General features: G+C 24.9%; 1 protein-coding gene. It reads left to right on the top strand.

All coding sequences use genetic code 11. The features are described from left to right. Window positions 1-358: 358 nt before the first annotated feature. The coding region (locus AVBRAN12642_RS09610; protein ID WP_336608304.1) for a hypothetical protein at window positions 359-1,954 on the top strand (1,596 nt) is incomplete at its 3' end.

The following is a 1,954-nucleotide window of genomic DNA, read 5'->3' on the forward strand; positions in this document are numbered from 1 at the left end:
TTGTTTTTATGAGTTTTTGTATTTTTATTAGCGATTGTTTTTTAAAGCTTATTATTTTTACCTTAAACCTAAAAGTTTTTAATATTTTTTATATTAAAATTCTTTTGATTAGATTGTTAAAAATTTATAAAAATATTAATTTTTATAATTACCCCCCCCCCATTTTGTTAGTAATTGATTAACCTTTATATATTGATTTTTAACTATAATAAAGCATTTTTCATTTATTTTTTAGGGGAGAAAATGAATAGAACTATAAAATTATCTTTAATAACTTTTATATTAGTGGGGGGGGGGTAATTTAGCTCTTGCTGATGCAGTAGCAAATGCTACCAATAGTGGATTAATTAGTCCTTTGGTGAATAATAAAGTAACTATTAATACTAATACAACCATAACAAGCACTACATATACAACTCCAACTGATATTACTCATACAAAAGGTAATATTAATATAGGCGAAAACAATACTAAGCATACGATAAGTGATTTAAATATCAGTTCTAGCGGTAGTTTGTGGGCTGGTGTTATAAGGGGTAATGTAACTTTAAATAATGTGAATATAAGCAAATCAGCTGTTGCAGATAACAATCAATATGGAATTATATTAGATACTAGCGGCAAAAACAACCCTACTTTAAATATGAACGGCGGTAGTTTAAAAAATATATCAATTAATACTATGGGCTCAGGTAGTAATCACGGTATTACTACAATTACTCTAACAGACACTACTTTAGATAATGTTAAATATGCTAACAAACCTTTTAATCCAGGGTTAATACTTAATATCTCAAATTCAACTATAAAAGATAGTGATTTTAACTATAAAACTACTTTTGTTAATTCTAAATTGCTTGGAAATATTAGTGGAAATATTGTTGTAGATAATTCTATAGTAGAAGCTACTTTAAATACGAATACTTTAGAAGTTATAAATGGCACTACAATTAGTTCTGATATTAGCAAGGTTAATAATTTTATTTTAGATAATTCTACTTTAACCACAGATTTAAATGCCAAAAATATTACCATTAAAAATGATGCAAAATACAATAATAAAAATATCACAGCAAGTGGCACATTGACTATTGAAAATCATCAAATTATAAATAACGATAAAGATAAAATAACATTAAAATCTAATGGAATTTCAACATATAAAGATAGTGTTATTAAAAATGCAGTTTTGGATTCAAATCTTAATAGGATTGATTTTTATAATACAAATGAATTAGATAATGTAAAAATATCTAATGATAATGCTTGGGATGTTACAAAACATCATATTACGATTTGGGATAATACTAAGGTTACAATAAATGATAGTGAGATAATTAATTCGGCTATTACTCAAGCTTCTTCATTACATTATGATAGTGAAGTAATTATTAATAATACTAAATTAGTAGATACAGGAATTGGGGCTTTAAATAATAATGATTTATATAATAGAATTCCAAAATTAGAATTAAATAATGTAAATTATATAAATAATGTAGAAAATAGTGGGATTTTTGCAAAAGAAATTACTATAAATGGCGGATATATAAAAGCTAATAAATTATATGGAACTGATACTATTTTAATTCCAGGAAAAAATGATATTTCAACTCAAGATAATACTAAGGTTATTATAAAAGGTGGTGCTATTATAGAAGCATTGGTTGATGGGGAAGAATTAGAGATATACAATTCAAAACTAACAGGAGATTCTCTTATTACCAACATAAAAACAGATAATAGTGAATTAATCGGCAAAATAGAAGCTACTAATAATATTGATATTAGCAATTCTAGTATCAAAGGTGATATAAAAGGTAGTGAATTAAAGCTTTTAAATTCTGATTTAAATTCAAATTTAATAGATATTGCAAATAATGTAATTATTGAAAATACTGAAACAAAAACCATCACAGGAAATTTTAAAGTAGGCAATGACTTTACTTCAAGT

It is taken from the genome of Campylobacter sp. RM12642, assembly GCF_020137635.1.
GTDB lineage: Bacteria > Campylobacterota > Campylobacteria > Campylobacterales > Campylobacteraceae > Campylobacter_E.